27 protein-coding genes and 1 tRNA gene are annotated in these 25,873 nt (G+C 65.2%); 13 read left to right on the plus strand and 15 right to left on the minus strand.

Translation table 11 applies throughout. The features are described from left to right. Window positions 1–7: 7 nt before the first annotated feature. The 7 genes from LV476_RS02350 to LV476_RS02380 all read left to right on the plus strand — a co-directional run bounded on the left by LV476_RS02350 (window position 8) and on the right by LV476_RS02380 (window position 7,692). Entirely contained in the window at window positions 8–1,300 is a 1,293-nt protein-coding gene (locus tag LV476_RS02350) for a bifunctional folylpolyglutamate synthase/dihydrofolate synthase (RefSeq protein WP_250072889.1), read from the plus strand. Window positions 1,301–1,334: 34 nt separating this feature from the next. Further along, window positions 1,335–2,132 (plus strand): SPOR domain-containing protein, encoded by a 798-nt coding sequence (locus LV476_RS11265; RefSeq protein WP_250072890.1) that lies wholly within the window; start codon window positions 1,335–1,337, stop codon window positions 2,130–2,132. 52 nt (window positions 2,133–2,184) lie between these two features. Next, the gene (locus tag LV476_RS02360; RefSeq protein WP_250072892.1) at window positions 2,185–2,673 is read left to right on the plus strand and encodes a CvpA family protein; all 489 of its coding nucleotides are present in this window, start codon (window positions 2,185–2,187) and stop codon (window positions 2,671–2,673) included. Window positions 2,674–2,861: 188 nt separating this feature from the next. After that, the gene (gene purF / locus LV476_RS02365; RefSeq protein WP_250072894.1) at window positions 2,862–4,397 is read left to right on the plus strand and encodes an amidophosphoribosyltransferase; all 1,536 of its coding nucleotides are present in this window, start codon (window positions 2,862–2,864) and stop codon (window positions 4,395–4,397) included. A 157-nt stretch (window positions 4,398–4,554) separates the two neighbouring features. Further along, the gene (locus LV476_RS02370; RefSeq protein ID WP_250076217.1) at window positions 4,555–5,079 is read left to right on the plus strand and encodes a L,D-transpeptidase; all 525 of its coding nucleotides are present in this window, start codon (window positions 4,555–4,557) and stop codon (window positions 5,077–5,079) included. 88 nt (window positions 5,080–5,167) lie between these two features. After that, entirely contained in the window at window positions 5,168–6,991 is a 1,824-nt protein-coding gene (ilvD, locus tag LV476_RS02375) for a dihydroxy-acid dehydratase (RefSeq protein ID WP_434062830.1), read from the plus strand. 23 nt (window positions 6,992–7,014) lie between these two features. Beyond that, entirely contained in the window at window positions 7,015–7,692 is a 678-nt protein-coding gene (locus LV476_RS02380) for an FMN-binding negative transcriptional regulator (RefSeq protein ID WP_250072897.1), read from the plus strand. Window positions 7,693–7,702: 10 nt separating this feature from the next. Here LV476_RS02380 and LV476_RS02385 read toward each other — a convergent pair whose 3' ends face one another. The 4 genes from LV476_RS02385 to LV476_RS02400 are packed head-to-tail and all read right to left on the minus strand — an operon-like array spanning window position 7,703 to window position 11,679. Further along, entirely contained in the window at window positions 7,703–8,491 is a 789-nt protein-coding gene (locus tag LV476_RS02385) for a glycosyltransferase family 2 protein (RefSeq protein ID WP_250072898.1), read from the minus strand. Next, window positions 8,488–9,249: a lysophospholipid acyltransferase family protein gene (locus tag LV476_RS02390; RefSeq protein WP_250072899.1), complete on the minus strand. Its 762-nt coding sequence runs from the start codon at window positions 9,247–9,249 to the stop codon at window positions 8,488–8,490. The genes LV476_RS02385 and LV476_RS02390 overlap by 4 nt, the downstream gene beginning before the upstream one ends. Continuing rightward, window positions 9,246–10,271: a hypothetical protein gene (locus LV476_RS02395; RefSeq protein WP_250072900.1), complete on the minus strand. Its 1,026-nt coding sequence runs from the start codon at window positions 10,269–10,271 to the stop codon at window positions 9,246–9,248. The genes LV476_RS02390 and LV476_RS02395 overlap by 4 nt, the downstream gene beginning before the upstream one ends. A gap of 7 nt (window positions 10,272–10,278) precedes the next feature. Further along, on the minus strand, window positions 10,279–11,679 hold the full coding sequence (locus tag LV476_RS02400; protein WP_250072901.1) for an NAD(P)/FAD-dependent oxidoreductase: 1,401 nt from the start codon (window positions 11,677–11,679) through the stop codon (window positions 10,279–10,281). 358 nt (window positions 11,680–12,037) lie between these two features. Here LV476_RS02400 and LV476_RS02405 point away from each other — a divergent pair, with 358 nt between their 5' ends. From LV476_RS02405 to LV476_RS02425, 5 genes are read left to right on the plus strand one after another with little or no spacing between them, the layout of a single operon-like run. Then, the gene (locus LV476_RS02405) at window positions 12,038–12,664 is read left to right on the plus strand and encodes a phosphatase PAP2 family protein (protein WP_250072902.1); all 627 of its coding nucleotides are present in this window, start codon (window positions 12,038–12,040) and stop codon (window positions 12,662–12,664) included. Between the two features lie 22 nt (window positions 12,665–12,686). After that, a complete protein-coding gene (locus LV476_RS02410; RefSeq protein ID WP_284047480.1) occupies window positions 12,687–13,883 on the plus strand; it encodes a beta-ketoacyl-[acyl-carrier-protein] synthase family protein in 1,197 nt (398 codons plus the stop codon). Then, window positions 13,880–14,701: a beta-ketoacyl synthase chain length factor gene (locus tag LV476_RS02415; RefSeq protein WP_250072904.1), complete on the plus strand. Its 822-nt coding sequence runs from the start codon at window positions 13,880–13,882 to the stop codon at window positions 14,699–14,701. Before LV476_RS02410 ends, LV476_RS02415 begins: the two co-directional genes overlap by 4 nt. Beyond that, window positions 14,698–15,438: a 3-oxoacyl-ACP reductase FabG gene (gene fabG / locus LV476_RS02420; RefSeq protein WP_250072905.1), complete on the plus strand. Its 741-nt coding sequence runs from the start codon at window positions 14,698–14,700 to the stop codon at window positions 15,436–15,438. The genes LV476_RS02415 and fabG overlap by 4 nt, the downstream gene beginning before the upstream one ends. A gap of 7 nt (window positions 15,439–15,445) precedes the next feature. Continuing rightward, a complete protein-coding gene (locus LV476_RS02425) occupies window positions 15,446–16,195 on the plus strand; it encodes a polysaccharide deacetylase family protein (protein WP_250072906.1) in 750 nt (249 codons plus the stop codon). Between the two features lie 15 nt (window positions 16,196–16,210). Here LV476_RS02425 and LV476_RS02430 read toward each other — a convergent pair whose 3' ends face one another. The 11 genes from LV476_RS02430 to LV476_RS02480 all read right to left on the minus strand — a co-directional run bounded on the left by LV476_RS02430 (window position 16,211) and on the right by LV476_RS02480 (window position 25,056). Next, window positions 16,211–16,669 (minus strand): 3-hydroxylacyl-ACP dehydratase, encoded by a 459-nt coding sequence (locus tag LV476_RS02430; RefSeq protein WP_250072907.1) that lies wholly within the window; start codon window positions 16,667–16,669, stop codon window positions 16,211–16,213. Further along, entirely contained in the window at window positions 16,666–19,044 is a 2,379-nt protein-coding gene (locus tag LV476_RS02435) for an MMPL family transporter (RefSeq protein ID WP_250072908.1), read from the minus strand. Before LV476_RS02435 ends, LV476_RS02430 begins: the two co-directional genes overlap by 4 nt. After that, a complete protein-coding gene (locus tag LV476_RS02440; protein ID WP_250072909.1) occupies window positions 19,041–19,652 on the minus strand; it encodes an outer membrane lipoprotein carrier protein LolA in 612 nt (203 codons plus the stop codon). Before LV476_RS02440 ends, LV476_RS02435 begins: the two co-directional genes overlap by 4 nt. Beyond that, a complete protein-coding gene (locus LV476_RS02445) occupies window positions 19,652–20,578 on the minus strand; it encodes an acyl-CoA synthetase (RefSeq protein ID WP_250072910.1) in 927 nt (308 codons plus the stop codon). The genes LV476_RS02440 and LV476_RS02445 overlap by 1 nt, the downstream gene beginning before the upstream one ends. 8 nt (window positions 20,579–20,586) lie before the next feature. Continuing rightward, entirely contained in the window at window positions 20,587–20,943 is a 357-nt protein-coding gene (locus tag LV476_RS02450; protein ID WP_250072911.1) for a 3-hydroxyacyl-ACP dehydratase FabZ family protein, read from the minus strand. After that, on the minus strand, window positions 20,943–22,358 hold the full coding sequence (locus LV476_RS02455; protein WP_250072916.1) for an AMP-binding protein: 1,416 nt from the start codon (window positions 22,356–22,358) through the stop codon (window positions 20,943–20,945). Before LV476_RS02455 ends, LV476_RS02450 begins: the two co-directional genes overlap by 1 nt. Then, on the minus strand, window positions 22,355–23,008 hold the full coding sequence (locus LV476_RS02460) for a hypothetical protein (protein ID WP_250072918.1): 654 nt from the start codon (window positions 23,006–23,008) through the stop codon (window positions 22,355–22,357). Before LV476_RS02460 ends, LV476_RS02455 begins: the two co-directional genes overlap by 4 nt. A gap of 5 nt (window positions 23,009–23,013) precedes the next feature. Continuing rightward, on the minus strand, window positions 23,014–23,295 hold the full coding sequence (locus LV476_RS02465; RefSeq protein ID WP_284047395.1) for a phosphopantetheine-binding protein: 282 nt from the start codon (window positions 23,293–23,295) through the stop codon (window positions 23,014–23,016). 45 nt (window positions 23,296–23,340) lie between these two features. Beyond that, the gene (locus LV476_RS02470; protein WP_250072920.1) at window positions 23,341–24,606 is read right to left on the minus strand and encodes a beta-ketoacyl-[acyl-carrier-protein] synthase family protein; all 1,266 of its coding nucleotides are present in this window, start codon (window positions 24,604–24,606) and stop codon (window positions 23,341–23,343) included. Then, entirely contained in the window at window positions 24,599–24,835 is a 237-nt protein-coding gene (locus LV476_RS02475) for an acyl carrier protein (RefSeq protein ID WP_250072922.1), read from the minus strand. The genes LV476_RS02470 and LV476_RS02475 overlap by 8 nt, the downstream gene beginning before the upstream one ends. 130 nt (window positions 24,836–24,965) lie before the next feature. Beyond that, window positions 24,966–25,056 (minus strand) — tRNA-Ser (locus LV476_RS02480). A gap of 231 nt (window positions 25,057–25,287) precedes the next feature. Here LV476_RS02480 and pal point away from each other — a divergent pair. After that, window positions 25,288–25,797, plus strand: a complete 510-nt coding sequence (gene pal / locus LV476_RS02485; protein WP_250072924.1) for a peptidoglycan-associated lipoprotein Pal — start codon at window positions 25,288–25,290, stop codon at window positions 25,795–25,797. Window positions 25,798–25,873: the final 76 nt, after the last annotated feature.

Raw genomic sequence — 25,873 nt, forward strand, 5'->3', positions numbered from 1 at the left:
GGACGCGTTGAGCAAGCCAGTCTCACGCTGGCTGGACGAACTGCTGGCTCGGGATCCGAACCGGATCGAACCGGGGGTCGAGCGCACGCGTCGTCTCGCTCACGACCTGCTTGGCGGCAAGCCCTCCGCCTGCGTGATCAGTGTCGCTGGCACCAACGGCAAGGGCTCGAGCGTGATGATGGCGTCGGCGATCTGCCGGGCGGCCGGCTACCGGGTCGGCAGCTATACGTCGCCGCATCTGGAAGATGTCCGTGAACGGTTTCTGATTGACGGCGAACAGGTCGATGAGGCGGCGTTGGTTGAAGCGTTCGAGCGCATCGACTCCCACCCGGACAGTGACGCGCTGACGTATTTCGAATGGCTCACCCTGGCGGCGTTTCTGGTCTTCGAGCAGGCCGGGGTCGATGTCTGGGTACTGGAAGTCGGCCTGGGAGGTCGGCTCGACGCGGTCAACGCCCTGGATGCGGACCTGGCCTTGATCACGCCGATCGGGCTCGACCACCAGGCCTGGCTCGGTGACAGTCGCGAGGTCATCGGGCGGGAGAAGGCCGGCATTCTTCGACCGGGGCAGGTGGCCGTCTACGCCGACCCGGACGCGGTCGATTCGGTAGCCAAGATCGCGGATCGCCTCGGTGCCGAGTTGTGGTGCTTTGGCCGAGACTACGAATTGCGCCGCCGGGGTGTGTCGCCGACCGCCGAGGCGTGGGAATTGGTCACCAGGGAGCGTTCCTCCCCGTTGCCGGTTCCGGCGCTGTTCGGGCGGCACCAGTGCCGAAATGCTGCCGGGGTCGTTGCGTTGCTGCAACATCCCGCGAGCCCGCTTGCAGTGCCGGATTCCGCGATCCAAGCGGGGCTGTCCACGGTGCGATTGGCCGGTCGTCTGGAGCGTGGCCATGATCGAGACCGGGTGGTCTGGTTCGATGTGGCCCATAATGCTGAGGCAGCGACCGCTCTCGCGGAGTCGCTCGCCTCGAAGCCTGTCCGGGGACGTCGACTCGCCGTTTTTTCCGCTTTGGCGGACAAACCGATCGAGGCGGTGGTCAGACCGATGGCGGAGGTGATCGATGCGTGGTGGGTTGCGCCGCTGGCGGAACCGAGGGCCGCGGACATCGGTCGGATCGAATCGGCCCTGGCCGACATCGGCGTTGACGCAGTGACGCGTGAAGCCGACCTGTTCGGTGCGTATAATGCCGCGCTGGCGACGGCCGGGGAGGGAGATGAACTCGTGGTGTTCGGCTCCTTTCACGTGGTTGGCCCGTTACGGGGCCGTCTGACCGGGCAAGAGATAGCGGACGTCTGAATCGACGTCCTGGCCGACTCGACAAGGGGGTGCCGTGGCAGAGCAAACCGAATCAAACTGGACCGAATCGCGCTTTCGTCAACGGTTGGTTGGCGCATCGGTCGTAGTCGCCCTGGCGGTGCTCCTGCTGCCGCTATGGCTGGACGGCAGCGGCATCGATAGCCTGCGGGTCCAGTCCGTGCCCGAGAAGCCCGAGGTGGAAGGCGCCGAGAAGGTGGATATTCCCCAGCCGCCGGGTGATAGCGGTGAGCCACTCGAGGACCCGCCACAATCCCTCTTTCCGGACCAGACTCCCATCGAGGCGCGCTCCGGCGACGACGGCGAAGCGATGAGGCAGGAAACCGTCGCACCGCCAAAAGAGAAAACGGTCGAGCCGTCGACCGTCGAGACATCGACGCAGGAGAGCGGCGACGCGTCCGACGAGGATGCTCCGTCGAGCGAATCGGCAGCAGCTGACGAGCCCAAGGAAAAAGAACAACCCGAGAAGGATTCCAGCGACGCATCCCAGAAGCAGCCTGATGACAAGACGAGCGAGACTGCTGACAAGGGTGCCGAGGAGGACTCGGGCGATGCGGCCGCGCTCCCGGAAAGCGCGACTGATGGGGAGTTCGTCGTGCAGCTGGGCAGTTTCTCCGATGAGCGCAACGCCCGGGCGCTGGCCGAGTCGGTGAAGTCATCCGGATTCGACGTGTTTGTCACGCCGCTGTTCTCGGAGCAGGGGACGGTCTGGCGGGTGCGCGTCGGGCCGTACGCGACTCGCGAGCAGGCGAGCGAGGCGACAGAGCGTTTGCGGCAGCGCATCGGTCGTGACGGCCTGGTGATGACCAAATGACACGTGACCGGGTCGCTCGGTTGCGCAGAGCGGAAGCGACGGGGAGAGCAGCATGACGCTGGTGGATTGGATCCTGCTGGCAATCGTCCTGATATCGACTGCGATCGCGCTGGTGCGCGGTTTCATCAAGGAAGTAATCTCCCTGGTCACCTGGCTGGCGGCATTCGGCATTGCCCTGGGCTTTTCCCAGGCGGCCGCCGTACTGGTGCCGGAAGCGGTCGACATTCCCTCGGCGCGAGTGGCAATCGCCTTCGTGGCGCTGTTCGTCATCGTCCTGATTCTCGGCGGGATCATTAACTGGGCGGTGTCGAAGCTGGTGGAGACCACCGGCCTGTCGGGGACCGATCGCTCGGTTGGTATGGTGTTCGGCCTGTTGCGGGGCGTGCTGATCGTGGCAGGCCTGCTGCTTCTGGCGGGATTTACCGCGCTGCCGCAGGAGTCGTGGTGGGAGGCTTCGGCTCTCATCCCGCACTTCAAGGTCGTGGCCGGCTGGTTGCTCGCGGTCCTGCCTTCAGACGTGGCGAGTAACGTTCAGTGGTGACCCCGGTAAGATGGGGGTCGATTTTTTAGGCGACGTGCCGGATGATGCGTCGCCATCGGGGCAACCCGATTGACGCCGGGCTGGTCGGTTGACCGGTCCGGCGTAGCCGTTTCGGCAGCCGGCAGGGACGCGCCGGGTCGAGGCCTTCTGACGTTTTTGCACGGTTAAGTACCGAGGTGGTTTGACGCATGTGCGGCATTATTGGGATGGTGGCGAAATCGCCGGTCAATCAGGCGCTGTATGACGGGTTGACCGTTCTTCAGCACCGCGGTCAGGATGCGGCAGGCATCCTGACTTCCGACGAGGAACGCCTTTTTCTCCGCAAGGAAAACGGTCTGGTCAAGGACGTTTTTCACACCCGTCACATGCGCCAGCTGATGGGCAACATGGGCATCGGCCATGTCCGCTACCCGACGGCCGGCTGCGATTCCTCGGCCGAGGCGCAGCCGTTCTACGTCAACGCCCCGTTCGGTATCGCCATGGGGCACAACGGCAACCTCACCAACGTCGACGAGCTGCGTGCCGCCGTCGTGGCCGAGGATCGCCGTCACCTGAACACCAATTCCGACTCGGAAGTTCTGCTCAACGTCTTCGCGCACGAGCTTGCCGCGATTGCCGAGGCGCGTCCGACGGCCGATGACGTGTTTTCCGCCATCACGAACGTGCACCGCCGGGCGCGCGGCGCCTATGCCGTTATCGGCCTGATCGCGGGCGAAGGCGTGTTCGCGTTCCGTGATCCGCGCGGCATCCGTCCGGTTTGCTACGGCAAGCGCGAGACCGAACACGGCACCGAATACATGATCGCCTCCGAGTCGGTCGCGATCGAGGCGGGCGAGTTCGAGCTGGTCCGCGACCTGGCGCCCGGCGAGGCGATCTTTATCTCGCGTGAGGGTGAGGTCACACTTCGCCAGTGCGCCGACGACCCGTCCTATTCCAGCTGCATTTTCGAGTACGTCTATCTTGCACGTCCCGACTCGATCATCGACGACGTGTCGGTTTATCGGGCCCGCATGCGCATGGGCGAGAAACTCGCCGAGAAGATCCAGCGCGACTGGGCGCACCACGATATCGACGTGGTGATCCCGATTCCGGACACGAGCCGGACGGCGGCTCTGGAGATCGCGGTCAACCTGAACATCAAGTACCGCGAAGGCTTCGTGAAGAACCGCTACATCGCGCGCACCTTCATCATGCCGGGGCAGGCCAAGCGCAAGCGTTCGGTCCGGCAGAAACTCAATGCCATCGATCTCGAATTCCGCGGCAAGAACGTGCTGCTGGTCGACGATTCGATAGTCCGCGGCACGACCTCGAGCGAGATCATTCGCATGGCGCGTGAGGCCGGGGCGAAGAAGGTCTTCATGGCGTCTGCTGCGCCGGCGGTTCGGTTCCCGAACGTCTACGGCATCGACATGCCGGCCGCCGACGAATTCGTCGCTCACAACCGGGACGTCGAGGAGATCCGCGACGCGATCGGCGCCGACGACCTGATCTACCAGGATCTCGATGACCTCAAGGAGGCAGTTCGCCTCGGCAACTCGACCCTGGCGGAATTCGACTGCTCGTGCTTCACGGGCGATTACGTCACCAACGACATCGACAAGACCTACCTGGCCAACCTGGCCAGCTGCCGGGCCGACAGCGAACGTGACAAGGCAAACGGGGCGGCCGGTGCGTCGCGTCGGTCCCGGGATATCGTGTCGGTCGGCCTTTACAATGACCAGTGAGGCGCGCCGTTCGGTCGTCCGGGGACTGATGCTCCTGGCCGTGGTCGGCCTGTTCGGACTGCAGGTTCCCGTCGCGACGGCCGCGGCCGCGAGTGACGGCAAGTCCATGAACGATCCCAGAACCTCGCTACCCGAGCGGGTGCAGCGTTCGTCTGCGATGATGGCGGATCGGCTTGAAGCCGAGGGCGGGAACGGCACCGCCCAGGCGATCGTGGTCGACGTGACCAGTCAGCGGATGTACCTGTTCGAGCAGGGCAGCCTGGTCGGTTCGTATCCCGTCTCGACCGCCGAGCGCGGCACCGGTAACCAGGAAGGCAGCCTGCAGACCCCGTTGGGGTTGCATCGGGTCGACGAGAAGATCGGCGCCGATGCCCCCATGGGCATGATCTTCCGCGGTCGCCGTCCGACCGGCCAGCAGGCCGAGATCCTCACCGGCCCGGACGAGCGGGCTGAGCGGGACGACGTCACCAGTCGCATCCTGTGGCTTTCCGGCCTGGAGCCGGGCGTCAACCAGGGCGGCGACGTCGACTCCAAACGCCGGTATATCTATATCCACGGCACGCCGGAGGAGGGCCGCATCGGCCGTCCGGCCTCGCACGGTTGCGTGCGCATGACCAACGCCGACGTGATCGCGCTTTTCGATCGCGTGGAAGTCGGTGCGCTGGTCGACATCATCGAATAACGGACCCCGGTCCACTCGTTCCCAGATCGTTTGCGGAGAGCCATCCATGCCCGATTATCGTTCCAAGACCACCACCCACGGCCGCAACATGGCCGGTGCCCGCGCCCTGTGGCGCGCGACGGGCGTGAAGGATGACGATTTCGGCAAACCGATCATTGCGATCGCGAACTCATTTACCCAGTTCGTACCGGGCCACGTTCACCTGAAGGACCTCGGCCAGCTCGTCGCGCGCGAAGTGGAAGCCGCCGGCGGGATCGCCAAGGAATTCAACACCATCGCGGTCGATGACGGCATCGCGATGGGGCACGGTGGCATGCTCTACTCGCTGCCGAGCCGCGACATCATTGCCGACTCGGTCGAGTACATGGTCAATGCGCACTGCGCCGACGCGCTGGTGTGCATCTCCAACTGCGACAAGATCACCCCGGGCATGCTCAACGCCGCCATGCGGCTGAACATTCCAGTGATCTTCGTCTCCGGCGGCCCGATGGAGGCCGGCAAGACGCGCCTGTCCGAGGATTCCGACGAGATCATCAAGCTCGATCTGGTCGATGCCATGGTTCAGGCCGCCGACGACTCGGTTTCCGACGATACGCTCGCGCAGATCGAGCGCTCGGCCTGCCCGACCTGCGGCTCATGCTCGGGCATGTTCACCGCCAACTCGATGAACTGCCTTACCGAAGCGCTGGGCTTGTCCTTGCCGGGCAACGGCTCGCTCTTGGCCACCCACGCCGACCGCAAGGAGCTGTTCCTCGAGGCCGGCCGGCAGATCGTCCGTCTGGCCAAGACCTACTATGAGAACGACGACGCCTCCGTGCTGCCGCGTTCGATCGCCACCCGTGAGGCGTTCGAAAACGCCATGGCGCTCGATATCGCCATGGGCGGCTCAACCAACACCGTGCTACACCTGCTGGCCGCGGCACGCGAGGGCGAGGTCGAGTTCGACATGACCGACATCGATCGCATGAGCCGCAAGATCCCGCACCTGTGCAAGGTCGCGCCAAGCACGGCGCAATACCACATGGAAGACGTGCATCGCGCTGGTGGCGTGATCGCGATCCTCGGCGAGCTCGACCGGGCCGGTCTGCTGCACAGCGACATCCCCAACGTCCACAGCAAGACCGTCAAGGAAGGGCTGGACCGCTGGGACATCGCCCGAGATACCGTCTGCGAGGAAGCCAAGCTGCGCTTCTCGGCCGGCCCGGCTGGCATCCCGACGCAGACGGCGTTCTCCCAGGACACCCGCTGGCCGAGCCTGGACATCGACCGCGCCAAGGGCTGTATCCGCGACTACGAGCACGCCTACTCGAAGGATGGCGGCCTGGCGGTGCTGTTCGGCAATATCGCCCGTGACGGCTGCATCGTGAAGACGGCCGGCGTCGACGAGTCGATCCTCAAGTTCACGGGCCGCGCGCGCTGTTTCGAGTCGCAGGATACGGCCGTCGAGGCGATCCTGGCCGACCAGATCGTGCCGGGCGACGTGGTCGTCATCCAGTACGAGGGCCCGAAGGGTGGGCCGGGCATGCAGGAGATGCTTTACCCGACCAGCTATCTCAAGTCGAAGGGGCTGGGCAAGGACTGCGCGCTGCTCACCGATGGCCGTTTCTCCGGTGGGACCTCCGGCCTGTCGATCGGCCACGCCTCGCCCGAGGCGGCCGCCGGCGGCGAGATCGCGTTGGTGGAAGAGGGCGACACCATCGTCATCGACATCCCCGAGCGCACCATCCATCTCGACATCAGCGATGCCGATCTCGCGCATCGCCGCGAGAAGATGATCGAGAAGGGCGATGCCGCCTACAAGCCGGTCAATCGCGAGCGCTACGTTAGCCAGGCGCTCAAGGCCTACGCGGCCCTGACGACGTCGGCGTCACTGGGTGCGGTGCGCGATCTCTCGCAGATCGGCGTCAAGTAACCCGGCCGGCCGCGAGGGAACGCATGTCGGGCCATACCTACATCCCGCCGGCATTCCAGCAGGACGATCCCGAACGACTCGCGGCCACCGTCAGCGCGCATCCTCTCGGCTTGCTGATGCTGGGCGGGCTCGACACGCTCGAGGCGGTGCACCTGCCGTTTCTGCGGGTCGGTGAGCGCGATGATCCCGCTGCCTGGCACTTTCAGTCGCACCTCGCGCGCGCCAATCCGGTGGCCAAGGCACTGAGTGACGGTCGGGAATGCCCCGGCATGCTTGTCTTCACCGGCCCGGACGCCTATGTGAGCCCGCACTGGTATGTCGATGCGCGCGAGAGCAGCGTACCGACCTGGAACTACCAGGCGGTTCACGTGCGGGGTAGGGCGCGCCTGCTGGGCGAGGATGCAGCCGATTGGCTCGATGGACATCTGCACGACCTGATTGCCACCCAACAAGCCCGTATCGGGCAGCCGCCGTTCGATTACTCGCACCTGCCTGACGAGCGGCTTGCAGCGATGAAGGCGGCCATTGTCGGTATCGAGCTGACCGTCGAAACGATCGAGGGGATCGAGAAACTCAGCCAGAACAAGAGCGCCGCCGATCGCGCGGGTGTGATCGAAGGATTGCGTGCTCGTGGTGATGCCGAGTGCGCGGCGATGGCCGAACTCATGCGCCAACGCGAACAGGGAACATCGTCCGACTGACGTGGCGTGATCAGCCGTGCGTCGTGTCGCGATTGGATCCGCGAAGGCGTCGGCGAAGCAGCCGGGGTAATCGCCACAGAAAGCCGGCCAGCAGTCGCAGGTGCATCCAGATCAGCAACCGGTTGTCTCGTGCATAGTGAAAGTGCGAGACGCCATCGGTTTGTGCATCGAAGTAGCGCACCGGCGCGTCGAGATTGATTGCCGGCACGCCCAGCCAGACCAGCCGAACGGCTGCCTCCGGGTCGAAATCGAACCGGCGCATCCAGTGCGTCTGCCGCATCACGCGGACCAACGGTTCGAAGGGATAGACCCGCATCCCGAACAGCGAATCGCCGATGCCGCCCCACAGGGTCTCGAGGTTCGCCCAGAAGTTCGAGATCTTGCGCCCCTGAACCCGCAGTGCCGGGGCGTCTTCAGAGAACACCGGTCGACCCAGGATCATGGCCTCCGGTCGCTGTCGGGCTGCTTCGATGAATGCCGGGATCCGCTCGGCCGGGTGCTGGCCGTCGGCGTCCATCGTCAATGCGTGCGTATAGCCTCGTTCCAGCGCGGCCTGGATGCCGGTGAGCACGGCAGCCCCCTTGCCACGGTTCGTTTCGTGGCGGATCACCCTGAGCTCTGCATGGTCGCTTTCCAGCGCGGCCAGCCGTCGACGTGTCTCCTCATCGCTGCCGTCGTCGACGATCCAGATGGGCACATCGGCCTGCGTTGCATCGCGTACTGTCGTTTCGATCCGCCGTCCCGGGTTGTAGCAGGGGATCAGGATGAGCGGGCGAAAGTCATTGATCGACGGCTTCATGCTGCCTCCAGTGCGTGTCGGTAGGCAGTTTGCCACGCACGAGCCTGCGCGCGCGGCTCCGAGCCCGGTGCCGGGGTATCGGCAAACCGGGTGACGCGCAGACGGACAGGCGACAACGGCGGGCGCCACAACGGCTCATCCTTGCCGAGCAGCGGAGCGTCGTAGCGGAACAGGTAGGCGTGGATCGGTGCGCGTGCACGCTCGGCCAGCATGAACGCCGCCGGATGAAAGGGGTCGACACCGCCTTTGTCGGTGCCACGGGTACGCGAACCTTCCGGAAACAGCAGCACGTGACAACCGGCGCGGATCGCCGCCCGGCCGCCTAGCATCATCTCCACCGGACTGTCGTTGGGCAGGTAGCCTGCCAGCCGTGCCGGTAGGGCGAGAAGCGGGTTTCTCAGTAGCCCGGCGCGCATCACGCAAACGACGTTGGGCGCATGGGCGAGCACGACCAGCGCATCGAGGAGCGCGGGATGGTTGGCGATGATCACGCCGGGCTGCGCATGCTTAAGCTCGTCGAGCGCTTTGGTATCGAATCGGCAGCCGCCGATCAGGGATAGCCAGCCGCGGTAGGCGCGCATCGCATGATGGATGACCCGCCGGGTCATTGCCGGTCGGCGCTTGCCCGGGGCGAGTAGCAGGAGCAGCGCCAGTGGGAGCCAGACGATCAGTAACAGGCCGAGACCGCCGAACCCCAGCAGTAGGGCGAGAATACCCAGCAGTCGGTGCCAGCCCGGTCGTCGGCGGTCACTGCTCATAACAGGGCCCTTGAGGCGTCCGTGCTCGCTCTTTCGTTGCGGGGCTGGCGCAGTGTCGCCTCGATCTCGACCAGCAGGTCCGAGCGACAGATATCCGCCTGCAGATACAGGATTTCGGCGGGGCCGCTCAGCCAGGCTTTCAGGCGTTCTCGGACCGGAGCGAGATCCTCGGGATGGCGCAGATAGACGCGCAGCAGAGCGAGCCCGTCGAATTCGAAGGACGAAGCCTGATTGGGGCGTGCAGCATTGGCCTCCAGGCGCACGGTCTCGAGGTTCGCCAGTGTTTCGTCGGTCTGCGCGCGAATGTCGCCCACGTGGCGGCTTGCGTGCCCGGTAATCGACGCGGTCCCGGAAATGAACAGCCAGTCATGACCGTGGCCGCTGGCCACCGCCGCGCGGGCAAAGATCGGGCTTCTGGGCCCGTATTCCCGCGGGTAATGGTAGGCGCTTACCTGGCGGGGATTCTCGATCGGCCGTGGCGGCATGTCCGAGGCGAGGAAGAGGAGCTGGCCGCGCGTTCCCTCGGCACAGCCGAGCGCGCAGGCAGCCGGTGCGCTTTGGGTCGCGTCGCGACCGGCATTGGCAAAGGCATCCGCCCGGCCCTGATTGAACAGGCGATAACGTTCCTGTCCCGTGTCTGGGTCGGTGTCGTTGATGGCGGGGAGGTATTGCCAGACGCGCCAGAGATGCGGGGTCCCGGACTGTTCGAGCACGTCGAACAGCTGTCGATAGGCGCGCTCGGTGCCGGCCGTCAGCCCGGCGCTTTCATCGAGATCGAACACGCCGAAGGCAAATCCGGGGGCCGTGGCGATGCAGCGACCCCGCTCGCTGCTCGTCTCGACGGCGTGGTTCGTGAAAAAGGCCTCGATGGGCTGATCCGGCCCTTCCTGCAAAAGTGCCAAGGGCAGTTCGCCTACGCAGCCAGTCTGGCCCGGAGACTGCCATCCCCACAGGGACAGGGCACCCAGCAGGGTCGCTTGACCTCGGGAAGCCGTGTCGCGGCTGGTGGGCGCGTCGGTCATCGGGCCCTCAGGACTCTTGATCGAGCGGTTGGACCTTGCGGCGATGCGCCCGCCAGTCACGAAGGGAGTGGCGCAAACGCCCGAGAGAGGTGATGTAGTAGATGCCCTTGAGAATGCCGATCGAGCGCCAGATGGGCGTGCCGCGGTAGATATCGGCGGCCAGCAAGGAGATCAGCGCCTCCTTGACCCGGAAGATGTTGCGCGGGCCCATGAACAGATCCCGCATGACCGGCTTGGTGATCCGGTAGATGAACCAGGAGAACTCCTTCGGTCCGTGACGCACCTGGCGGTCGTACGCCTTCAGTGCCTTCTTGGCCTGGCTGGGCTCGCGCAGGACCGTGTCGATGGCATCGGCCCCGAACACGCCGCTCTGCATGGCCAGCATCACGCCACTGGAAAATACAGGGTCGATGAACATGAAGGCGTCACCGACCAGCAGAAAGCGGTCGCCGTGACTGCGGTCGGCCGAGTAGGAGAAATTGCCGGTCGCCTGGACGTCACGTACCAGCGTCGCGTCGGCAAGCCGCCGCTTCAGCTCGGGCACGGTGTCGATGTTGTCGAACAGGAACTGTTCCAGCGATCGTCCCTCGCGCGATTTCATGTGATAAGGCCAGGTCACCATGCCGACACTGGTCACGCCGTTTTTCAGCGGGATGAACCAGAACCAGCCGTGGTCGAACCAGAACAGGGTGATGTTGCCTTCTTCCTTGCCCGGATTGCGCTTGGCATTCCGGAAATGACCGAACACCGCCGCGCTGTTGTGCTTGCGACTGCGGCGCTTCCAGCCATGTCGATTGGCGAGGAAGGTGTCGCGACCGGTCGCGTCGACGAGAAACGCCGCGCGCCATTCGTGACGCCGCTTGTCCTCGTCCTCCGTGGTGACGGTCACGTAATACTCGTTGCCTTGCTCGTCGCGACGGGCATTGTCGTGGAAGTCGATATCGACCACCTTCGTACCTTCGACCGTCTGCGCGCCGTCGCGTTCGGCGTTGCGGAACAAGATGCGGTCGAATTCGGCCCGTTCGACCTCGTAGGCCTTGGGCATGGACTTGTCCCAGGCATCGCCGAAGTTGTACGGCTGAACGTGGTCGTGGACGGGCGAGACGAATTCCGCACCCCATTTGTCGATACCGATCTCGGCAATCTCGTCGGCCACGCCGAGGGTCTCGAACAGCTTGAGGTTGGCGGGCAGCAGCGACTCGCCAATGTGGAAGCGGGGGTGGTGTTCCTTTTCGGCGAGAACCACGTCGTGGCCCTTCCGCGAGAGCAGGGTGGCGACGGTCGATCCCCCGGGGCCGCCACCGACGACGAAAACATCGCAAAAACGGCCGTGCCGATCGGCATCGGGGTGGCTGGACCGGGATGCAGTCGGTTCAGTGCTTGGATCGGTCGTGGGGCGTCCGGCCATCGTGGCTCCTTGCGTTATTCGGGCTTGTCCTCCGGGAACTCGATCCACGGGAAGCGCGTTTGAGGCCGGTATGATCGGTTCCCGCACACGACGCGTCAATATGCTTAGCCGTACAAAGCAAGTGCGCGTCATCGACGCCGCTACCGGCCGTACGTGCGGCCGGCGGTATATTGAATGTGGCCGGGGGGCATGCGATAGTCCCGCGCACTTTGCGGACTCAGGCGATAGGGAATCAGGCGTGCCATCGACACCGACACAGCGAGGCGAGACGGGAACGATGGCCGGGTCCCGGCGCCGGGAAATCGTACGGCGGCTGGCATGCTGCTGGATTCTCAAGGCGGTGGGCACGACCGGAGCAATGAGCCTGTTCTTCGTCGCCTATTTTCACCTGCTCGATCAGCCCACGGGCACGCCGACCGTGGTGCCGGCGTCCGTGATCGATCACCTCGTGGGCTTTCAGCCGCAGTTCTTCTACCTCTACGCCTCGCTGTGGCTGTATGTCTCGCTGGTGCCGGCGATCATGCCGGACCGCCGGTCCCTGATTCGTTACGGGGTCGTGATAGGCATGGTCTGCCTGGTCGGCCTCGCGGTGTTCTATCTCTACCCGACGCGCATCGAACGCGATCCGTCGCTCTGGATCAACCAGCCCGAATTCGCCTGGCTGAGCGCGGTGGACAGCAGTGGCAACGCCTTTCCGTCCCTGCATGTCGCCACTGCCTTGTTCAGCGCCTACTGGCTGGATCGGACGATCCGCGCGCTGCGCATGCCGGCATCGATTCGCTGGCTTTCGGCACTTTGGGCGCTCGGGATCGTCTACTCCACACTGGCGATCGCCCAGCACGTCATGTGGGATGTCGTGGGTGGCGTGGTGCTGGCCATGGTCGGTGTCATGCTGAGCGCCCCCTGGGTATTCGTTGGCTCCAACGCGCCGGAGGCCAATGCCGCGCCCATCTCAGTCGCCCGTTTCAGAACTGGCCGGAAGTGACCACGTGAATTCTCATTCCCATCTGCCACGTCTTCGGATCCGTCGCTGCACAGCCACCAATGCGGCGGGTACCGGCAATGATGCGTTTCTCGACGCGCTCCGTGAGCGCCGCAGCGGCCTGGCGCCCTGTGAGTTCCTCGATGCCGATCTGGATACCTACGTCGGTCGGGTCGACGGACTGGAGACGATGCCGTGGCCGGCCGAGTGGGCAGCCTGGGACTGTCGCAACAATCGTCTCGCCTGGCTGGGTCTCGAGCAGGACGGTTTCGTCGCTGCCGTCGATGACGCGGTCAAACGCTTCGGGGTCCATCGGGTCGGGGTGGTGCTGGGAACCAGTACCTCCGGGATCCTGCACACGGAACTGGCGTTTCGTGAGCGCGACCCGCAAACGGGGCGCCTGCCGACACCGTTGCATTACGCGACCACGCACGAGTTGTCCTCCGCGCCGCGATTCGTCCGTGAGCGGCTCGGTCTCAAGGGACCGATGTACGCCATCTCCACAGCCTGTTCGTCCAGCGGCAAGGTGTTCGCCAGCGCACAGCGACTCATCGGCAGCGGCATTTGCGACGCGGTGGTAGTCGGTGGAGTCGACACCCTCTGCCTGACGACCTTGTACGGGTTTTCCTCCCTGGAGTTGACCGCTCCCGAACCGTGCCGTCCGGGTGACCCGGAGCGTAGCGGGATTTCGATCGGCGAGGCCGCCGGGTTCGCGCTGGTGGAAGCCGATACGGACGACGCCGACGACCTGTGCGTCTTCGGCGTCGGCGAGAGCGTGGACGCATATCACATGTCCACGCCGCACCCGGACGGCGTAGGCGCGGAGCTCGCCATGCGCCGTGCGCTGGAAGCCGCCGAGATGTCGGCCGACGCGATCGACTACGTCAATCTGCACGGCACGGCCAGTCGGGTGAACGATGCGGCCGAGGACCGCGCGCTCGAGGCGGTATTCGGCGCGGGGCAGGTCTGCTCGTCGACCAAGGGCTGGACCGGCCACACCCTGGGGGCGGCGGGCATTACGGAAATGGTGATCGGCGCGCTCGCGGTCGAACACGGCTTCGTTCCCGGCACGCTCAATACACGCCAGGTGGACCCGGCATTCAGTGCCGACTACCGGCTGGAAAACCGCGCCGGGCGACCGACGCGGGTGCTCTCGAACTCGTTCGGGTTCGGCGGCAATAACTGCAGCCTTCTGTTGGGTCGCAAGGAGGGTGTGGCATGAAGCTGTCTATCGAGGGCGTCGGGTTCGTCGGGGCCGGGTTGGCCGACTGGCAGGCTGCCGTCGAGGCACTGCGGGCCGATACCTCGCCCGGGAGCCTGCCGCTGGCCGAACTCGGGCGTGCGCTGAAGGCCGATCGCCTGCCGCGCACCGAACGTCGCCGGGCCGGCAAGAGCGTTCGTCTCTCGATGACGGCCTGCTGGGAGGCGGTCGAGTCGGCGGGGCTCGATCCGGCGGATCTCCCCATGGTGTTCGCTTCCACGTCCGGGGATACCGAGGTGTTGTCGCATATCTGCGCGGCACTGGCGGAACCCGAACGGATGGTTTCGCCGACCCGTTTTCACAACTCCGTACACAACGCGGCCTCGGGCTACTGGTCCATTGCTGTGGGTACGCACCAGCCGGCCACGGCCATTGCGGCTCACCACGAGACTGCTGCAGCGGGTCTACTCGAGGCGGCGATGCAGGCCGTCAGCGAGAATCGGCCGGTGCTGCTGGTGATCTACGACATCCCGTTCCCCGAGCCGATGAATCAGGCCGAGCCGATCGCCGAGCCGTTGGCCGTCGCCCTGGTCCTGCGGCCGGCGAGCGCTGATTCGTCGAACCGGCTGAACCTCTCTCTGAGTGGGGAGCACCGTGACGCCACGTCGATGCAGGCAGAACAGTGGTTGGCGCTGTGGGAGGGCGTACCCGCCGGGCGCATCCTGCCGCTGCTTGAGGCGGTCGCGCGTGACGAGGCACGTGAGATCGCCATGCCGACCGGCGACGGACCCACACTGGTCGTCGACTACGAACCGATGCAACGAGGAGAGCAGGCATGAGCGAGTCCGGGGAATCACCTCGTCTGGCGCTGGTGACGGGTGCCAGCGGTGCGATCGGTGCCGCCATTGCCCGCGAGTTGGCCGCCGATGGATTCGATCTGTTGCTGCATGCCAACCGGCAGGTCGACAAGGTCGCGGCACTGGCCGAGGAACTCCAGGCGGCCGGCCACTCGGCGGAGCCGGTGGTGTTCGATGTCACCGACCCCGAGGCAGTCGAGGCCGTGCTCGAACCGATCGTCAGCGAACGGCCGATCCAGGTGCTGGTGAACAATGCGGGAATGCACGATGACGGCCCGCTGGCGGGGCTCTCCGCCGCCCGTTGGCGCGCCGTGATCGACGTGTCCCTCAACGGCTTTCACCATGTCACTCAGCCGGTGTTGCTGCCGATGATCCGCACGCGCTGGGGACGGGTAATCAACATTGCCTCGGTCAGCGGTCTGATCGGCAACCGGGGACAGACGAACTATTCGGCGGCCAAGGCCGGTCTCGTCGGTGCAACCCGAGCGCTGTCGCGAGAAGTGGCGTCGCGGGGCGTGCTGGTCAACGCGGTCGCTCCGGGATTGATCGAGACAGACATGAGCGAGGGCTCGGCCGCCGCCGACGAAGTGAAGTCGCATGTGCCGATGAAGCGGGCCGGGCGTCCCGAAGAAGTGGCATCCGTGGTGAGTTTTCTGGCCAGCGATCGGGCGGCCTACGTCACGGGGCAGGTCATTGCCGTCGATGGCGGCATGACGTGAGGAAGAGATGAGCCCCCAATCCGGCGGAACGCCGCGTAGCCCGGTGATGCTCAGCTTCGACGACGGTCCGCGCCCCGGGTACACCGATCGGGTGCTGGATGTGCTGAGCACAACCCTCAACGAATCGGGTGCGCCGCTGCGGGCCGGTTTTTTTGCCCTAGCCGACAATCCTCTCGGCCTGTTTAGACAGCGTCGCGTATTCGCGCCCTACGAACTGTGGACGCGAAAGGGCAGCATGATTCGTCACCCGCAACTTGCTCGTCGCATCGTCGAGGAGGGGCACTGGCTGGGCAACCACGGAGGTGAGCACTTCTGGCCGCGCTGGCCGCGGTATCGGGACGAGCGACGGGTGGATGAGCGACTGGCCGAATGGGAGGCCGCTGCCGACGTGGTGGTGCCGGGGTGGCGGGACCAGCCGATGACACCGGCCCGCGCGCCGTACCTCGTGCGCACAGCCGCCTGGCGACAGGCGGTTACGGCACGGGGCTATCGAGACGTCGCCGGGCTGACCACCGGGGATGCCGTTCCACGCGCCGACCGGGACAGCGTCGCGCGCGAGTTGTTCAAGAAGCTCGAACAGCATCAGCGACAGGCAACAGACCTCACTCATCCCGTGATCCTGATCTTCCATGACATCCGCGCGGTGACCGCCACCCATCTGGGTGACTGGCTTGTCGCCATCCGGGAAGCCGGGTACCCGCTGGTCGACTTCGATCCGATGAAGTTGCCGCCGGCAGAGGGCGGTTCGGCAGGCTGACGCTATCCTCGGGCGTCAATCCTGATCGGCGAGAAAGACCGAGGCGGTTCCCTTCAGCAGACAGGTCTCGGCCCGCATGAGAGCGAATCCGTAACGGGCCACCTGCCCCGCCATCGTCTGGCATTCTGCCGTGACCGTGAGCGGTCCTTCTATCGTATCCAGCCGATCGACCGTCCACGACACGCCGTTGAGACGGGTGATCATGCCTTGGCGCGGCTGGTGTTTCTCGGCGGATTCGGCGGCCAGCAGGGCCATGTGCAGCGCCATGGCCTGTCCCGCGATCTCGATGCCCGCGTGTACCGACAGGCGCTCATCGCGTCGCAGGGGGTTGTCGGGCCGCCGGTGCGCCTCGGTGGTACAGACGATCCGGTTCTCGTCGCACACACTCACGGCCTCGATCTGACAGACCCCGCCGGCGTGCGGCAGGAGTGCGCAGATGGCGTCGGCCGTGAGCTGGTCGAGGGCAAGGCTCATGCGTGGGGCTCCGTGACTTGGTTCCGGTTGCCGTCGGGTTCGCGGGCGAAGACGGCGGCGAGCAGGAAGGCGGCCAGCGCCCCCGGCGCGACCACGGCACCGATCGCCTGCAGTACCGGCACGGACGACAGCGAGAGTACGCCGAAGGCGCTCACCGTAGTCGCGTTGGCCAGCGTGAGGGACGCCAGTGTCCGTGCCCCCATGACATCACGCTGCTCGCGTGGCTGGAAGAAAAGCGCGTAATTGGATCCGACGGCCACCGTCAGCAACAGGCCGATCAGGTGCAGCAAGGTCAGCCCGCCGCCGGCGAGGCGGTGGCCGGCCAGCACCAACAGTACGGCCAGGGCAATGGGCAGCAGGGTGCGAAGCGTACGGCGAGGCGCGCGCTGGACGGCGAAAAGCAGCAGAACGATGGCCACGGCGCCCAGCAGCGCCACGGCGAGGGTCGTATCGAGGTAGTGCGCGTAGAGCCGGTTGGACTCGCCGAGCATGTCGACCAGCGTCGCCGAGGCCACCGGGGCGATCGCCTGGCGAATGGCCGCGATGTCCAGCCTGCCGTCCGAACCTTCCTGCAGCGTCATCATTGCCAACTGACGCTGCTGCCCGTCCGATGGCAATTGACCGGCCACGGCCAGCCACAACGGCGTGCCCTTGAGGGAGGCGAGGTCCATCGTGGACGAGTTGCGCTGGCGCGCCACGTCCTCGACAAAGCCGTCGAGCCGGTCTGCCGAAACGGGCAGATCCGCAAGCGCGGACTCGAGGCGCTGCCGCAAATCCTCAGGCGCCGGGAGGGCGGACTGCCGCGCGGTCTGCGTTGCCTTGGAAGGAAGCACGTCGGTCGGTGAGCGGTAACCCGCCAGGGCGCCCGATGCCACCAGTCGATCGAGGATGGGCGTGACGCGTTCGGCCTGCTGCAGCGCCGCTTCCCGGTCCCGACCGGTCACCACGACAAGATAGCGCGGGCTTGCTGAGCCGAGATCGTCGCGCAGGCGCGCATCGGCGGCCTCGAGTGCCGGGTCGATCGGTACCAGGCCCGAGAGCGTGCCCCGCCAGAGTTCGTTCGATCCAAGCACCACGATCACCAGCGCGATACCACCGGCGACAAGGGCGGGCAGGCGGAATCGACGCAGGGCTTGCAACGGCGAGGCCAGTCGGTAACCCAAGCCGGCAATATCCGCTCGCGGCAGTCGTGAGCCGAATATGGGCAGGATGTAGCGCGTGACCAGGGCGGCGGTGATCAGCCCGGTCATCGCGTAGACGCCGATCTGCATCAGGCCCGGAAAGCCGGAGAAGAGCAGGGCCGCAAAGCCGATCAGCGAGGTGATCAGACCAAGACGAATCGTGGGCCAGTAGTGACGCACCCAGTGGCGCTGACCGGCTTGCGAGTCGTCCGCCTGGCGCGACTGAACAAAGAAATAGATGCTGTAGTCGATCGCCTCGCCCATCAGCGCGGTGCCGAAGCCGATGGTGATGCCGTGGACCTGGTCGAATCCGAGGGACACCGCGGCGATGCCGACCACCACACCGCTTGCGACCGGCAGGAGCCCCGCCAGCAACACGCGGATCGAGCGATACGCCGCCAGCAGCACCACGGTGACCAGGAGAAGACTGGCAGCGGAGAACCACGTGACTTCCGTCTTGATCGTGTCGCGAGCGGCGATGGCGAAGGCGGGCGAGCCGGCGATGGTCAGGCTCATATCCGACGCAACGGACGCTCTTACGCTTCGGAAGGTGTCTTCTATGCGCGAGTGGGCCTGTGCCAGTGCGTCGGTGTCGGACCCACTGGCAGCGACCTGCGCGATCAACAGTGTCCTTTCGCCTGACTCGGATGACCAGACGCCGCAACAGCGGGCCGGTCCATCGCCGTCCCGATCATCCAGCAGCGCCAGCATCTCCCCGGTGGGATCGCGCGGGAACAGCTCAGCCATCATGTCGCCCAGCGGGGAATTGAGCTGTTCGATCGAGTGGCCGATCGCCGCATTCAGCCCGTCGACGCTGAAACGGTCGGCATCAACGGCTGGGCTGAGCAGGTAGCGGTGTGCGAACAGATGCTCCCGTGCCCGGTCCAGATCCGCCCGGCTGCCGTTCTGCACGGTTGCGAAGGCGGGGTCGTCGCGCAGACGGTCCTTGAGGAGATTGCTGGCCTCGGCGCGGTTCTCGGACGTACCGCCTTCGATGCCGATCAGGAAGGTTCGGGAGATGCCGCCTTGCTGGAGTTGTTCGACGAGCAGGCGCTGGGCGTCGGTCGGGGAGGCCGGCAGGAATGCCGACATGTCGGCGGTAAAGCGCGTCTGGGTCGTGATGCCGATTGCGGCGACGATCACGACCAGCCAGACGGTCAACAGAAAGGGCGCTCGGGCGAATCGCCGTGTCATGGCGCGTCGTCGCGATGCGTGATCTGCATGACGTTCACGTTGCCATTGGTGTGCTCGATGGTGAGACGTTCGACCGTCGCCACTCCATCCTCGAGCCGGCCCCGTACCACGATTCCAGCGATCCGCTTGGCCAGCGCCTCCGTGCGCGGGTCAAGCTTCAGGCCCCATTGCCCGTCGTCGAAATCCCGGAAAGCGACGTCGTAGTCATGCTGCAAAGCGTCGATTCGGCCGTTGAGGATGCCGCGCAGGCTGGATGCGATGGCGGCCCCCTCGGGGTTTTCCGACAGGGAGAGCCGACGCTCGCGACCTTCGGCTTTGAGGATCAGCTGGTCACCGTCGAGGGTCAGCGTCTGGGCGCTGGGCTCGGTTTGTTGCTGAACCAGATAGTCGGGCGGCCGATAGCGCAGGATGCCGCGAGACTCGAGCGGCTTGTCGAGCATGTCGAGGTAGCGGGTCTGCTGGTATTCGGCGCTCGAGGCACCACGCTTGGATAGCGCCTGGGCCAGCTTCTCGAGCGAGGCGTTGTCCGCCGCGAGGCTGGCGAACGGCAGCGTCGAGAGCAGGGCGAGCCAGAATCCACCCAGGTATCCCAACGAACGACGTCGCATCAGTCGGTTCCTCGTGTCGACGTGGGACTGTGGGATTCGTCCGAGGCCCAGAAATCGAAGAAGTTGAACCAGTTTGTCGGATGCTCGCGGACCAGCGATTCGAGACGGGCCACATAGCGGTCCATGGCGGCGTCGATGGCCCGCCGTCGCTCGCCTCGGGTGATGTCACGGAAATCCGCGATCGGTTCGAAACGGACCTCGTAACGGTTGTCACCGAGGTAGATGCCGGCCATGACGAGTACCCGCTGTCGCAACAGGGCCGCCATGCGGAACGGCCCCTCGGCAAACGATGCCGGCGCGCCAAGGAACAGGCGTTCCGCCATCGGATCGGTGGCGAGGCTCCGGTCGGCCAGCATGCCGACCAAATGGCCCTGTCGCAGGCGATGGTCCGCCTCGATCATGGAGTCGATCTGGCCGAGTTCGATAATGTCACCTGCCCGCTCGGGGTTGATGGCGTTGAGCACGCGCTGGATTTTCCGCGCATTTTCCGGGTACATCATCATGGTGATGGGCAGGTCGCGTTCGGACCAGGCCGAGGCCCGCAGTGCATCGAAACTGCCGAAATGTGCCCCCACGAGAATCGCCGGCTCGGGTGGGTCGAAACACTCGCGGCCCACCACGCGGATATCGAAGGCCTCGAAGCGCCCGTTGAGGAAATAGACCCGGTCGTGGATGGTGCTGGCGAAGTGGTGGATGTGGTCGAACACCTCGGTGATACGCGCCGGGCGGCCGTGAACGTGGCCGAGAAACGAACGGCTGGCACGGCGCGCCTCGGGCACGAACAGCAGGAAATACAGGCTGATGGGCACGAGAAGGTGGCGCGTGATGCGCCGGCCCAGGCGAAGCGACAGGAACACCATCAGCCGCATCAGCCCCTGATGGCCGCGTTCCTTTCCGGACTGCCAGCGAGGTACGTTCTTGCTCATCGAATCGCTCACGATTCCCCCGCCGGCTCGTCGCAACAGCCGGTTTCCACCAGCAGTTCGAGCACCAGTGTCGGCTCCTTGTCCGGCTGCCGGGCCATGACCCGAAGCTTTCCTCGGCCGCGGGGTGTCACGGCGTAGTCCACGGTCAGGGGGGCGCCTGGCCTGGCCGGGGAAACAAACTTCGCCTGGCGGATCGCACCGTGTTCAGGCGTCGATTCCGTGTGACGGGCGAGGGCCGCGATCGCCCAGTCGATCAGAAGTGCGCCAGGAAGTAGCGGGTTGCCGGGGAAATGGCCGGCGAATACCGGTTCGTCCGCGTGGGGCGTCCATTGCGCCAGTTGCACGGGATTCGAGGGCGCGGCCATCAGGATGCCTCTTCCTGTCGCGTGTCGGGCGCGGCATCGAGCAGCCGATGGAGGTTTTCGCGAGTGACCTTGCCGGTGGCGTTGACCGGCAGGCGGTCCACCAGCAGCAGCGGTCGGGGCAGGAACACCGGGTCGACCTCGGCGCGCAGCGCTTCACGCACCTCGTCGGCGGTCAGGTCCGGTGCACAGACGATCGCCGCGAGCCGGGTGTTCGCATGTGCCTTGTCCATGGCCGGATCGAAAAACAGTCCTTCGACGACGCCATCGATGTCCTGCAACTTGGCATTGAGGAATTCGATCGAGCTGCGCTTGCCGGCGATATTCACCTGATTACTCTCGCGCCCGAGCAGGTGAAACCGCCGCCCCTGTAGAGGCTCGATCCGGTCGCCGAGACGGATCGGGGTTTCGATATGACCCGATTGCGCTATCGTGCTGTCCCCCTCGTGGCGGAACTCGATCCCCGGCATCAGCGACCAGGCAGCATCGCGGGTGGGTCGGCGGACCGCGATCTGGCCAGTCTCGGTGCAGCCGTAGATCTCGTGCAGAGCGCCGCCGAATGCCTGCTCCGCCCGGCGTGCCAGTGCCGGCTCGAGCGGTGCGGTCGCGCAGAGCACCCGCTCGCAGGCCGGCAGCTCGATTCCGGAGGCCAGCAGGTGATGCAGGTGATAGGGCGTGGTCACCAGCATCCGCGGGGCAGGCAGCCGCGACAGGGCATCGGCGATGTCGGTGGGGAAGAATGGCTGGTCGATCGAGAGGATCGCCCCGCCGCATACGGCGGCGAGAATCAGCGACTCGAAGCCGTACATGTGTTGCGACGGGACCGTTCCCAGCACATGCAGCGGCTCGCCGGCAGGCGAGGAGAGCTGGTCGAGCGCTTCTCTGGCGGCATGCGCATTTGCGATCAATCGTCCCCACGTCTTGTCGTGGCCGCAGGGCCTGCCGGTACTGCCGGAGGTGAACACCCGGGCGACTACGGTATCGGCCGCGATGTGTGGCATGACGTCTGGGCCGTCGAATCCCGACGTGCCCTGCAGCCGGGGAATGGGGACGTGCGGCAGATGCGCGGCGATGCGGGAATCGATCACATCCCCGGCCCCACGCAGCAGGACGGTGTCCGGATGGCTCTCGAGCAGGTCGTTGATGGCGCCCGGCGTCTGACTCGCCGGCATCAGATTGATGTGATTGCCGATCATGCCGGCGAGCAGACCGACGAGGAAGTCGTCACGGCGGGCGGCCAGGTTGATCAGATAGCGGGGGCGCTCAGGCAGATCCCGTAATCGGTCGACCAATACCCCCGCAGCGACGAGGAGGTCGGCCGCGGTCCAGTCGTGTTCCGTCGAATGGAGAATGGTGCGATCAAGCCGGTCGTCGGCCAGCACCGGGAGCTGATCGGGAACGCGATTCGAATGTGTCATTTTCGCTCTCCCGCCATCTGAAGCATGTGGCGCCGATAGGCGCGCACGGCAGCGATCGGTCCGGTCCAGTCCTCCCGCGGCAATACCCACAGACGCACCATGTACTCGCCGGCAAACATGGCGGCCACCAGCGGGAAGGTCGCGTAGACCGCGTAGGCGGACCAGAGCGAGGGACCTAATGCTGCCATCAGGGCGATCGAGAGAATGGCGTTCGCGATGAAGAACAGTCCCCAAGCCCAGGTGATCTGGCGGGTATAGCGACGCAGGGGTGCGGTTAAGTGATCGTGCACCTGGGCGGCGAAACGGGCGCAGGCCGGCTGCTGATCGCCGCGTAAGCTGCCGAGGAAGAACACGGCGAGCGCAAGATTTACCCCGAGATGCTGCACCAGATAGTAGAAGGCAATGTGCGTGTCGAGGACATCGGCGAGGCCGAGCGAGCTCAGGCCGAGCAGGACAGCCAGGAGCAGGGTGGTGGGCCAGGCGAGTCGCGGTTGCATCGCGAGAACGATCACGCCAACCAATGGCGCGAGCGCGAGTATCGCCATGCCCGGGCCGATCGGCGACTGGTCACCAAGCCAGTGCGCGAGGCCCAGGTTGGCTACCAGCAGCGCCCCGATGAGCCAGCGCCTGACCGTTGGCCAGCTCGGCATGAGGACTACTTGGTTCGGTTCTCGGCGATGAAGCGGCATAGATTGCGCAGGGAGGCGAAGATCTGCTCGTTGCGCTCGTCGTCGGAACGCAGGTTCAGGCCGTAGCGCTTGGAGACGACCAGTGCGATTTCGAGCACGTCGATCGAATCCAGCCCGAGTCCGTCGCCAAACAGCGGCGCATCGGGATCAATCTCGTGAGGCGTCTCGTCGAGGTTGAGGGCGTCGACCAGATGAGCGGCTACTTCCGGGATCAGGGCGTCGGTTTGTGTCTCGATGTTGTCGGTCATTGCGTGGAATCGTGATGATGGAATGGTGAAAACGCGAGCCGCTTGTCAGAGGTCATTTCGTCGGGCAAATGCCAGTACGGCGTTGCTGCCGCCGAACGCGAAGGAGTTCGATAGTGCGGCTACTATACCGGTAACGTCGCGGGCCCGTTCGCGAATGTGGTCGACGCCTTCGCAGGCCGGGTCGACCTGATCGAGGTGGGCCGTCGGCGGCAGTCTTTCTCGTTGCAGCGCCATGATCGTGATGGCGGCCTCGATGGCGCCCGTGGCTCCCATGGCATGGCCGTGCGCTGCCTTCGTAGCACTGACAGGCAATCGGGCGGCCAGTTCATCGCCGAAGACCTCACGTAGTGCACTTACTTCCACCGCGTCCCCCTCGGTAGTGGCCGTACCGTGGGCGTTGACGTAGCCGATGGATTCGAGTGGGAGCTCAGCATCGGCCAGGGCGCGTTGAATGGCGCGGACCTGACCGTCCTTCTGCGGCCTCACCACGTGATTGGCGTCGTTGGATGCACCGAAGCCACCGACCTCGGCGAGAATCGTGGCGCCCCGCGCCTGGGCGTGACTCAGGGATTCCAGCACCAGGCAGGCCGCGCCCTCGGCGAGTACCAACCCCCGGCGCTCGGGGTGGAAAGGTCGACACGCCCGGTGCGCGGTGGTCTCGTCGCCGGGGGCGAGCATGTGCATGGCATCCCAGGCGCGCAGCACGCCCAGGGCGAGTGGCAGGTCCGAGCCTCCTGCCAGCATCAGATCCATGTGTCCGTCGCGAATGCGCTCGTAGGCATCACCGATCGCGATAGCGCCCGAGGCACAGGCGACACTGTGCGTCACGGCCTGACCGCCAAGGCCAAAGCGGATGCCGATCTGTGCCGAGGCCGCGTTGTTCATGCCCATTACCACGGACATCGGCGACAGGCGCTTTCGTCCCTCCTTCCAGAAAGAGCGATAGCCGTTCTCGAAAGTGTTGATGCCACCGAGCGCCGTACCCCAGTTCACACCCGCACGCGGGTTTACCTCGGTCGGCTTGCTCAGGCCGGCGTTTTCCCACGCCTCGTCGGCGGCGAGCAGCGCGAGGCGGGCGAAGGGGTCGGTGCTACGGCAGGTCGCTTTGCCCAGACGTGCCTCGAAATCGATCGGTTCGAAGAAGACCGCCGGGGTGCGCCCGCCGATGGTTTCGTCCCCGTAGTCGAGGAGTCGGACGCTCGATTCACCGGTTAGCAGCCGATCCATGACGGTATCGGTGTTACCGCCGAGCGGGTCGAGGAGGGAAAGTCCGGTGACGACGACCCGCTCTCTGGTGCGGCGTTCACTCATCGGCGGGCAGGTGCTCCGAGAGGATGTCGATCAGTCCCTGGACTGTTTCGGGGGTACCGATGTCGCTGCCCAGTTCGATGTTCATCTGTTCCTCGAGCGAGAAGATCAGCTCCAGCAGGGTGAACGAGTCGATACCGAGCTCGTCGAGCCGGCTTTCGGGCGTGACCGTTGCCGGATCGATGTCGGTGTTCTCGGCAATGCCGGTTCGGATGATGTCGAGTGCCTGCATGCTGACCTTCCTATGGGGCAGTTTCCGTGTCCGTCTCACTCCCACCCCGGCTGTGATCATGAATCCGGCATATAGGGTGCGGGTGCCATAAAAAAAAGACACCCGAAGGTGCCTGATTTCGTGCAATTCGTGGCGGAGGGTCAGGGATTCGAACCCTGGAAGGGCTATTAACCCTTGCCGGTTTTCAAGACCGGTGCATTCAACCGCTCTGCCAACCCTCCAGTGCCCGCGCATCTTCGGGTATCGCCCCAGGGCTGTCAAGATGAGGTCGCCATTGTTGCGTCGAAACAACGCCCCTTGTCGTTTGAGCGCAAGATCCGGTCAACTTAACCGGAACCGGCCCGCAATCGTCCGGTCACATTCGCGCAACCCGATCAAACATGGTGTCGGGGATGTGCTAAAGTTTTTTGCAGTTTTCGTATTGCAGTATCGATAAACAAGGAGATCGAATTATGCGTTGGTCCTATCTTGCCTCTGTGGGCGCCCTGGCTGTTGTTCTGTCCGCTTGTAGCTCCACTCCGGAGAAGGGTGCCGAAGGCGGTGCTGCCGGTGCCAACGGTGCACAGAGTGCCGGCATGGCCAATGGCGCCGGTATGAGCGAATCGCGGATGTACGAAGGCCAGCCGGCCGAGCGTCAGCGCATCGTGTACTTCGGCTTCGACGAGTATTCGGTCGCCGCTCGGTACCAGAGCATGCTGGAAGCGAATGCCGACTTCCTCAAGGCGAATGGCAACCGCGAGGTAGTCATCGAGGGGCACACCGACGAGCGGGGCAGCCGCGAGTACAACGTCGCCCTGGGCGAGAAGCGCGCCAACGCCGTTCGTGACATTCTGCTCTCCTACGGTGTTTCGTCCAGCCAGGTAGAGACTGTCAGTTACGGCGAAGAGCGTCCGGCTGTCGAAGGCACCGGCGAGCGTGCCTGGTCGCAGAACCGTCGCGCTGTGATCGAGTACGGTCAATAAGCATGACCTAAAAGGGGTTGCCGGGTCGCCGGCGCCCCTTGCTTTCAGGTGAAAAAAAGCCGGGCATTTGCCCGGC

Origin of the sequence: Guyparkeria hydrothermalis, assembly GCF_023555385.1 — a bacterium.
Taxonomy (GTDB): domain Bacteria; phylum Pseudomonadota; class Gammaproteobacteria; order Halothiobacillales; family Halothiobacillaceae; genus Guyparkeria; species Guyparkeria hydrothermalis_A.

What these genes read in the sequence shown, in the direction of transcription:
- LV476_RS02360 (WP_250072892.1), top strand. Translation starts at nt 2,185, where the DNA reads ATGACGCTGGTGGATTGGATCCTGCTGGCAATCGTCCTGATATCGACT.
- purF (WP_250072894.1), top strand. Translation starts at nt 2,862, where the DNA reads ATGTGCGGCATTATTGGGATGGTGGCGAAATCGCCGGTCAATCAGGCG.
- LV476_RS02370 (WP_250076217.1), top strand. Translation starts at nt 4,555, where the DNA reads ATGATGGCGGATCGGCTTGAAGCCGAGGGCGGGAACGGCACCGCCCAG.
- ilvD (WP_434062830.1), top strand. Translation starts at nt 5,168, where the DNA reads ATGGCCGGTGCCCGCGCCCTGTGGCGCGCGACGGGCGTGAAGGATGAC.
- LV476_RS02380 (WP_250072897.1), top strand. Translation starts at nt 7,015, where the DNA reads ATGTCGGGCCATACCTACATCCCGCCGGCATTCCAGCAGGACGATCCC.
- LV476_RS02385 (WP_250072898.1), bottom strand. Translation starts at nt 8,491, where the DNA reads ATGAAGCCGTCGATCAATGACTTTCGCCCGCTCATCCTGATCCCCTGC.
- LV476_RS02390 (WP_250072899.1), bottom strand. Translation starts at nt 9,249, where the DNA reads ATGAGCAGTGACCGCCGACGACCGGGCTGGCACCGACTGCTGGGTATT.
- LV476_RS02395 (WP_250072900.1), bottom strand. Translation starts at nt 10,271, where the DNA reads ATGACCGACGCGCCCACCAGCCGCGACACGGCTTCCCGAGGTCAAGCG.
- LV476_RS02400 (WP_250072901.1), bottom strand. Translation starts at nt 11,679, where the DNA reads ATGGCCGGACGCCCCACGACCGATCCAAGCACTGAACCGACTGCATCC.
- LV476_RS02405 (WP_250072902.1), top strand. Translation starts at nt 12,038, where the DNA reads ATGAGCCTGTTCTTCGTCGCCTATTTTCACCTGCTCGATCAGCCCACG.
- LV476_RS02415 (WP_250072904.1), top strand. Translation starts at nt 13,880, where the DNA reads ATGAAGCTGTCTATCGAGGGCGTCGGGTTCGTCGGGGCCGGGTTGGCC.
- fabG (WP_250072905.1), top strand. Translation starts at nt 14,698, where the DNA reads ATGAGCGAGTCCGGGGAATCACCTCGTCTGGCGCTGGTGACGGGTGCC.
- LV476_RS02425 (WP_250072906.1), top strand. Translation starts at nt 15,446, where the DNA reads ATGAGCCCCCAATCCGGCGGAACGCCGCGTAGCCCGGTGATGCTCAGC.
- LV476_RS02430 (WP_250072907.1), bottom strand. Translation starts at nt 16,669, where the DNA reads ATGAGCCTTGCCCTCGACCAGCTCACGGCCGACGCCATCTGCGCACTC.
- LV476_RS02435 (WP_250072908.1), bottom strand. Translation starts at nt 19,044, where the DNA reads ATGACACGGCGATTCGCCCGAGCGCCCTTTCTGTTGACCGTCTGGCTG.
- LV476_RS02440 (WP_250072909.1), bottom strand. Translation starts at nt 19,652, where the DNA reads ATGCGACGTCGTTCGTTGGGATACCTGGGTGGATTCTGGCTCGCCCTG.
- LV476_RS02445 (WP_250072910.1), bottom strand. Translation starts at nt 20,578, where the DNA reads ATGAGCAAGAACGTACCTCGCTGGCAGTCCGGAAAGGAACGCGGCCAT.
- LV476_RS02450 (WP_250072911.1), bottom strand. Translation starts at nt 20,943, where the DNA reads ATGGCCGCGCCCTCGAATCCCGTGCAACTGGCGCAATGGACGCCCCAC.
- LV476_RS02455 (WP_250072916.1), bottom strand. Translation starts at nt 22,358, where the DNA reads ATGACACATTCGAATCGCGTTCCCGATCAGCTCCCGGTGCTGGCCGAC.
- LV476_RS02460 (WP_250072918.1), bottom strand. Translation starts at nt 23,008, where the DNA reads ATGCCGAGCTGGCCAACGGTCAGGCGCTGGCTCATCGGGGCGCTGCTG.
- LV476_RS02465 (WP_284047395.1), bottom strand. Translation starts at nt 23,295, where the DNA reads ATGACCGACAACATCGAGACACAAACCGACGCCCTGATCCCGGAAGTA.
- LV476_RS02470 (WP_250072920.1), bottom strand. Translation starts at nt 24,606, where the DNA reads ATGAGTGAACGCCGCACCAGAGAGCGGGTCGTCGTCACCGGACTTTCC.
- LV476_RS02475 (WP_250072922.1), bottom strand. Translation starts at nt 24,835, where the DNA reads ATGCAGGCACTCGACATCATCCGAACCGGCATTGCCGAGAACACCGAC.
- pal (WP_250072924.1), top strand. Translation starts at nt 25,288, where the DNA reads ATGCGTTGGTCCTATCTTGCCTCTGTGGGCGCCCTGGCTGTTGTTCTG.